At 73.4% G+C, this 5,965-nt stretch carries 4 protein-coding genes; 2 read left to right on the forward strand and 2 right to left on the reverse strand.

Annotated features, from left to right (window positions below):
* Positions 1–463: 463 nt before the first annotated feature.
* Positions 464–2,275 carry a bifunctional sugar phosphate isomerase/epimerase/4-hydroxyphenylpyruvate dioxygenase family protein gene (locus E2E34_RS29990; RefSeq protein ID WP_138905019.1) on the forward strand — a complete coding sequence of 604 codons (1,812 nt, stop codon included), beginning with the start codon at positions 464–466 and terminating at the stop codon, positions 2,273–2,275.
* Here the strand turns inward: E2E34_RS29990 and E2E34_RS29995 are convergent.
* On the reverse strand, positions 2,272–3,237 hold the full coding sequence (locus E2E34_RS29995; protein ID WP_138905016.1) for a DUF4331 family protein: 966 nt from the start codon (positions 3,235–3,237) through the stop codon (positions 2,272–2,274). The genes E2E34_RS29990 and E2E34_RS29995 overlap by 4 nt on opposite strands.
* A 185-nt stretch (positions 3,238–3,422) precedes the next feature.
* Between E2E34_RS29995 and E2E34_RS30000 the strand changes: the two genes are divergently transcribed.
* Positions 3,423–4,379 (forward strand): glycoside hydrolase family 16 protein, encoded by a 957-nt coding sequence (locus E2E34_RS30000; RefSeq protein ID WP_138905017.1) that lies wholly within the window; start codon positions 3,423–3,425, stop codon positions 4,377–4,379.
* A 42-nt stretch (positions 4,380–4,421) separates the two neighbouring features.
* On the opposite strand, the gene E2E34_RS30005 is transcribed toward E2E34_RS30000, so the two are convergent.
* Positions 4,422–5,900: a UDP-N-acetylmuramoyl-L-alanyl-D-glutamate--2,6-diaminopimelate ligase gene (locus tag E2E34_RS30005; protein ID WP_138905018.1), complete on the reverse strand. Its 1,479-nt coding sequence runs from the start codon at positions 5,898–5,900 to the stop codon at positions 4,422–4,424.
* Between the last annotated feature and the right edge of the window lie 65 nt (positions 5,901–5,965).

Genomic DNA, 5,965 nt, shown 5'->3' on the forward strand with positions numbered 1-5,965 from the left:
TGTCACCACAGCATTGCCGCGCGCGCACCGGGGCGCCAGGGGTTGGCGGGGTCCTCGGGGAGAACAGCCGGCGCCGCTGAGGTGACGAGGCATCAGGCGGGCACCTGGGGCGGCGCGGTCGCGGCCTCGACCACGTTACGGCGCACCGCGACGCGGGGGCGGCAGCGTCCCGCGCGCGCCACGCCCCGGGGCAGGCGGGCTCCCAGGTGTGGCCGTTCACCCGGTCGGCACGCGCCGCCCGCTGCTGCATCCGGGGCTCCGGGTCGCCGGTGTGGTCTACCCGCCGCTCGACACGGCGCCGCCGCGACGGGCCGGGGCGCCCGGTTGCCTCACTCTGGACGACGGCGGGCCGGCCGTCGTCCCGGCCGGGCACGCGCTCCGGTCGTTCAGGGGGCGTGAGCCCGTCGCGGCCGGGACGTCCGCCCCCGGCCGCCCTTCGTCGCCGCCCCGGCAGGAGCCCCGCATGCGCAAGTCCATCGCCACCGTCTCGGTCAGCGGTTCCCTGACCGAGAAGCTTCAGGCCGTCGCCCGGGCCGGGTTCGACGGCGTGGAGATCTTCGAGAACGACCTGCTCGGCTGCCCGCTGCCGCCGGAGCGGATCCGCGAGCGGGCCGAGAGCCTGGGCCTGCGCGTCGAGGCGTACCAGCCCTTCCGCGACTTCGAGGCGGTCGCCACGGACCGGCTCGCGGACCATCTGCGGCGGGCCGAGCACAAGTTCCGGGTGATGGAGCGGCTCGGTACGGACCTGATGCTCGTCTGCTCGAACGTCTCCCCCGGCTGCGCCGACGACGACGCGCTCGCCGCCGAGCAGTTGCGGCGGCTGGCCGAGCGGGCGGCGGAACACGGCATCAGGGTCGCGTACGAGGCGCTGGCGTGGGGCCGGCATGTCGACACGTACCTGCACGGCTGGCGGATCGTACGGATGGCCGACCATCCGAACCTCGGCACCTGCCTGGACAGCTTCCACATCCTGTCGCGCGGTTCGGACCCCGGGGGCATCGAGGCCATTCCCGGCGACAGGATCTTCCTGCTCCAGCTCGCCGACGCCCCGCTGCTCGCCATGGACGTACTCCAGTGGAGCCGTCACTACCGCTGCTTCCCCGGCCAGGGCGGCTTCGATCTGACCGGGCTGCTCGCCCATGTGCTGCGCACGGGTTACGCGGGCCCGCTGTCGCTGGAGGTCTTCAACGACGGGTACCGGCAGGCGGACGCCGGGCGGACGGCCGTCGACGCGATGCGGTCCCTGATCGCGCTGGAGGAGTCCGTCGCGCGCGTGCTCGGTACCGGCTCTCCGCTGCCCCGGCCCGCGCAGCCCGAGGGGTTCGCCTTCGCCGAGCTGGCGACCCGTGACCACAAGCGCCTGGGCGGCCTGCTGGGTGCGCTGGGGTTCGCCCGTACGGGACAGCACGAGACCAGGCCGATCGAGCTGTGGGAGCAGGGCCGGGCGAGGATCCTCCTCAGCCGGGTGCACCCCGAGAGCCCCACCGACACCTCGCTGGTGGCCATCGGGCTGGAGTCGGCGGACCCGGCGCTGTCCGCCGAGCGGGCCCAGGCCCTGCTGGCGCCGGTCCTGGCCCGCCACCGTGCTCCCGGCGAGGCGCGGCTCGACGCCGTCGCGGCGCCGGACGGCACCGAGCTGTTCTTCTGCGACACCGGCCGGGCGGTCTGGCGCGAGCCCTTCGACGCGGTGTCACCGCCCTCGGGCCATGTCGGGCGCATCGACCATGTGGCACTGGGGCACCCCTGGGACCAGTTCGACGAGGCGGCGCTGTTCTACCGCACGGTGCTCGGGCTCCAGCCGCACGAGAGCGTCGAGGTGGCCGATCCGTACGGTCTGCTGCGCAGCCGCGCCATGTCCGACGCGGCCGGCGCGGTCCGTCTCACGCTCGACATCGCGCCGGTCGGGGCGCGGGCTCTGCCGGGGCAGCACATCGCGCTCGCCGACGACGACATCGTGGCGACCGCGCGCCGGCTGCGCGCGCTGCCCGACGACGTGCTGCTGCCCGTCCCCGGCAACTACTACGACGACCTGCGGGCCCGCTTCGACCTGGGCGAGGAGCGGCACCGGGAACTGCGCGAGCTGGGGCTGATGTACGACAGGGACGAGTACGGCGAGTTCCTGCACCTGTGCACGGTCACCGTCGGCCGGGTCTTCTTCGAGATCGTGCAGCGCGTCGGCGGCTACCGGGGCTTCGGCACGGACAACGCGCCGGTGCGCCTCGCCGCCCAGCACGCGTCGCCACCGTCGCCGGCCCCCGCCGCGGACCGTGACTAGCCGGCCGCCGGGCCGAGGTGGGGAGGGCCGAGGTAGGGGAACTCGGGGAGCAGGTCGGTGTGCGGGCCGATGTGGTCGCCGGCGACCTTCCCGCCCGAGATCATGGCGAGACGCGCGGACGTGACGTCGTCGGTCAGGGTGCGGCCGTTGGGGTAGGCGGCCGTACGTCCCCGGTCGTAGACCAGGATGTCCGGCAGGACCGTGCGCAGGACCTCCTCGGCGGTCCGCGCGTCGTAACCGCCGGTGTGCCGCAGGACCTCCGTCCACGGTGCGTGGTAGGTGTCCCAGTCCGCCACCGGCTCCCCCTCGTTGTACGCGTTCTTCACCTCGTCGGCGTTGAAGTACGCCGTCAGGGAGGGGTGCGCGCCGCGGTCGACGGACTTGAGCCGCCCTTCCTGACGCACGCTCACCCGGGCCCAGACCCCGATGGGGTCGGCGTCGAGCTCCTCGCTCGGGATCTCCAGGGCGATGCCCAGGACGTTCTTGTCGGCTCCCCAGTCGACGCCGGTCCACTGGAAGTCCTTGACGATCCCGTCGAGGTCGGCGAAGAACGGGTCGCTGCGCAGCCCGGCGAAGAAGAGGTAGGGCCCCGCTTCGATCACGTTCGGGCGCGGGCCGAAGGAGACCGGTGCCTCGGCGATGATCTGCTGTCCGCCCGGTTCGCGGCTGCGGGCCTGCGCCCCGGTCGCCCAGTACACGCTCGCCGTCTGCTGCCCGTCGGCGGGCGGCGAGAAGACGAAGCTGAACGCCGCGTCGGCCCGTTCGTCACCGTCGATGTCGACATCGATGCGGTACACCGCGTCCGGATGGAACGCCGCACCCTTGGCCGGGGCGATCGGGTGGACGTTCATGATCAGGGCGGTGCGGTCGCCGGGCACGGTGAACACGAACAGATCCGTCAGGTCCAGCCGGGCGTCGTCCATGGGCGAGCGCAGGTTCGGTCCGCTGAGGTGATGAGACATGGACTCAGCGTCGGCCCCGGGCCCCTCGCGCGCACGGCGGTGCCCGCCAAACGCGCCCCCGGTTCACTCCCCCGGCCACACGCCGGCGCCGCGAATCCCCTCCGGCCCGTGTACGGGGCGGCGCGGCCGCCGTACGGTATGGGGCGCACCGTCGGAACAGGCAGCGGCATCGGGAGGACCGGGCCATGACCGTACCCACGCACCGGCGCCCCAGGCGGCGTCTCCTGCCGGCCGCCCTGGCGCTCGCTCTGGTCTCGGTGTCCCTCGTGTTCGCGTGGCTGCTGCCCGCGTCGGGCGCGACCGCGCCCTCGCAGGACGCCTGCCGCACGGTCGGTGACAGCATGCCGCGCGGCGACTGCGGCCCCTTCCGGCAGGTCTTCGCCGAGGACTTCAACGGCGACAGCGTGCCGCTCGGCTCGTTCAGCGACTGCGACCACCACGCCGACACGAAGGACGCGTACTGCGCCGGCCTGGAGGGCGCCTACCGCGAGGACTGGTGGGCGTACCCGAGCAGCTGGCAGGACACCGCGACGTCCGGCGCCGACGGCAACGCGGTCCGGTCGGTGGGCGGCGCCTACCACCCCGAGGACACGGTCAGCGTCGGACCCGCCGAGAACGGCGACGGGCGCATGAGCATCCGCATGTGGCGGCCCGAGGACGGCGGGCCGGTGCACGCCGCGGCCGTCGTGCCGAAGAAGCTGATGGAGCGGACGTACGGGAAGTTCAGCGAGCGCTTCCGGGTGGTGAAGGCAGCGCCGGGCTACAAGTCGGCGCATCTCTGGTACGGCGGCGGGTGCGAGATGGACTTCCCGGAGCAGAACTGGACCGACACGATCACCGCGTTCACCCACCCGTGCGACGGCGGGCGGCAGGACAGGTTCGCCACGGGGGCGCGCTGGACCGACTGGCACACCACGTCCGTCGAGTGGACGCCGGAGGAGGTCCGCTACTACCTGGACGGCGTGCTCGTCGGGTCGAGCACGCGCGGCATACCGTCCGAGCCGCTGTCGTGGGTCCTGCAGAACGAGAGCGCGCTGTACGGCCCGGCGGCCGCGCCCGGTTCGTCCGCGCAGCTCGACATCACGTGGGTGACCGGTTACGCGTACGAGGAGCGGCCCGGATCGACCCGGACCACGCCCTGACGACCCGTGCACCCGCCGGGGCCCGGCCGGCCCCGGACGCCGTCACCCCTCGCTGAGTTCGCGCACCGTGGCCATGTCGCTGAACGGGATCAGCCGCTCGCCGACGATCTGGAACGGCTCGCTGCCCTTCCCCGCGACCAGCACGGTGTCGCCCGGTCCGGCGGCGGACAGGGCGTGGGCGATGGCCTCGCGCCGGTCGGCGATGCGCTCGAAGGGGGTGCCGGTCGCGACGAGGCCCGGGGTGATCTGGTCGAGGATCTCCTGCGGGGCCTCGTTCCTGGGGTTGTCCGAGGTCACCACGCACAGGTCGGAGTGGGTGCCGGCGATCTCGCCCATCTCCGCGCGCTTGGTGCTGTCGCGATCGCCGCCGCAGCCGAAGACGGTGATGATCCGGCCCTCGGCGTATCCCCGGATGGTGGTGAGCACCTTCTCCAGCGAGTCCGGGGAGTGGGCGTAGTCCACGATCACGGATGTGCCGCCCGGGGTCTCGAAGCGTTCGAAGCGGCCCGGGGCGGTCGGCATGCGGTCGAGTGCGGCGATCAGGCCGCACAGGTCGTGGCCGAGGACGTGGCAGGCCGCCACGGTGGCGAGGGCGTTGGCGACGGAGAAGCGGCCGGGCACCGGAATCGCCGCCGGGTGCGCGCGGCCGGCGTGGTGGAGCGTGAACCGGGTGCCGCGGCTGTCCATCACCAGGTCCGTGGCCCGGTAGTCCGCCTCCGTGTCCAGGGCGTACGTCGTCACCCGGCCCGGCATCATCGCCACGATCGAGGCGCCCACGGTGTCGTCCACGTTGACGACCGCGCGGCGGCAGAGCCCGTCGAACAGGCGCAGTTTGGCGTCGCGGTAGTTCTCCATGGTGCCGTGGTCGTCCAGGTGGTCCTGGGTCAGGTTGGTGAAGACGCCGACGTCGAGGAACGAGTCGTCCACCCGGTTGGTCAGCAGCCCCATCGACGTGGCCTCCAGGACGACGGTGGAGACCTCGCGGTCCCGCATGCGCCCCAGCAGGTACTGGAAGTCCGGTGACTCCGGCGTGGTCAGCACCGACCTCGGCATGGGGATCACCTCGTCGCCGATGCGGCTGCCGCCCGTGCCGATGACGCCGACCACGGCCCCCTCGGCGATGCGCAGCAGCGACTCGACCATGTAGGAGACCGAGGTCTTCCCGTTGGTGCCGGTGACGGCCACCATGTCCATGGCCCGTCCGGGCTCCCCGTAGTACCGGGAGGCGACGGCCGCCGCGGCCTTCCTGGTGTCAGGGACGCGGACGACGCATACGCCCGGGGCGGGCACCGGCGCCGGGACGGGCGGGTTCGTGGCGTCGACGAGCACGGCCACCGCGCCGCGCGCCAGCGCGGGTCCGACCGCCTCGGGTCCGCCGCCGACGTGCCCGGGTACGGCGATGAACAGGGTGCCCGGGGTGGCCCGGTGAGCGTCGAAGCAGGTGCCGGCGGTGATCGGCGTGTCCGGATCCCCCGCGAGGACCTCGTGGTCGTGGCCGGCCAGCAACTCGCTCAACTTCACAGGGGTCCTCTCGGGCGCGGTACGCCGACGCCGGTCGTCCGGAGTCGGCAGGGCCGCTCCCGGCG

It is taken from the genome of Streptomyces albidochromogenes, assembly GCF_005981925.1.
In the GTDB taxonomy this organism is placed as follows: domain Bacteria; phylum Actinomycetota; class Actinomycetes; order Streptomycetales; family Streptomycetaceae; genus Streptomyces; species Streptomyces albidochromogenes.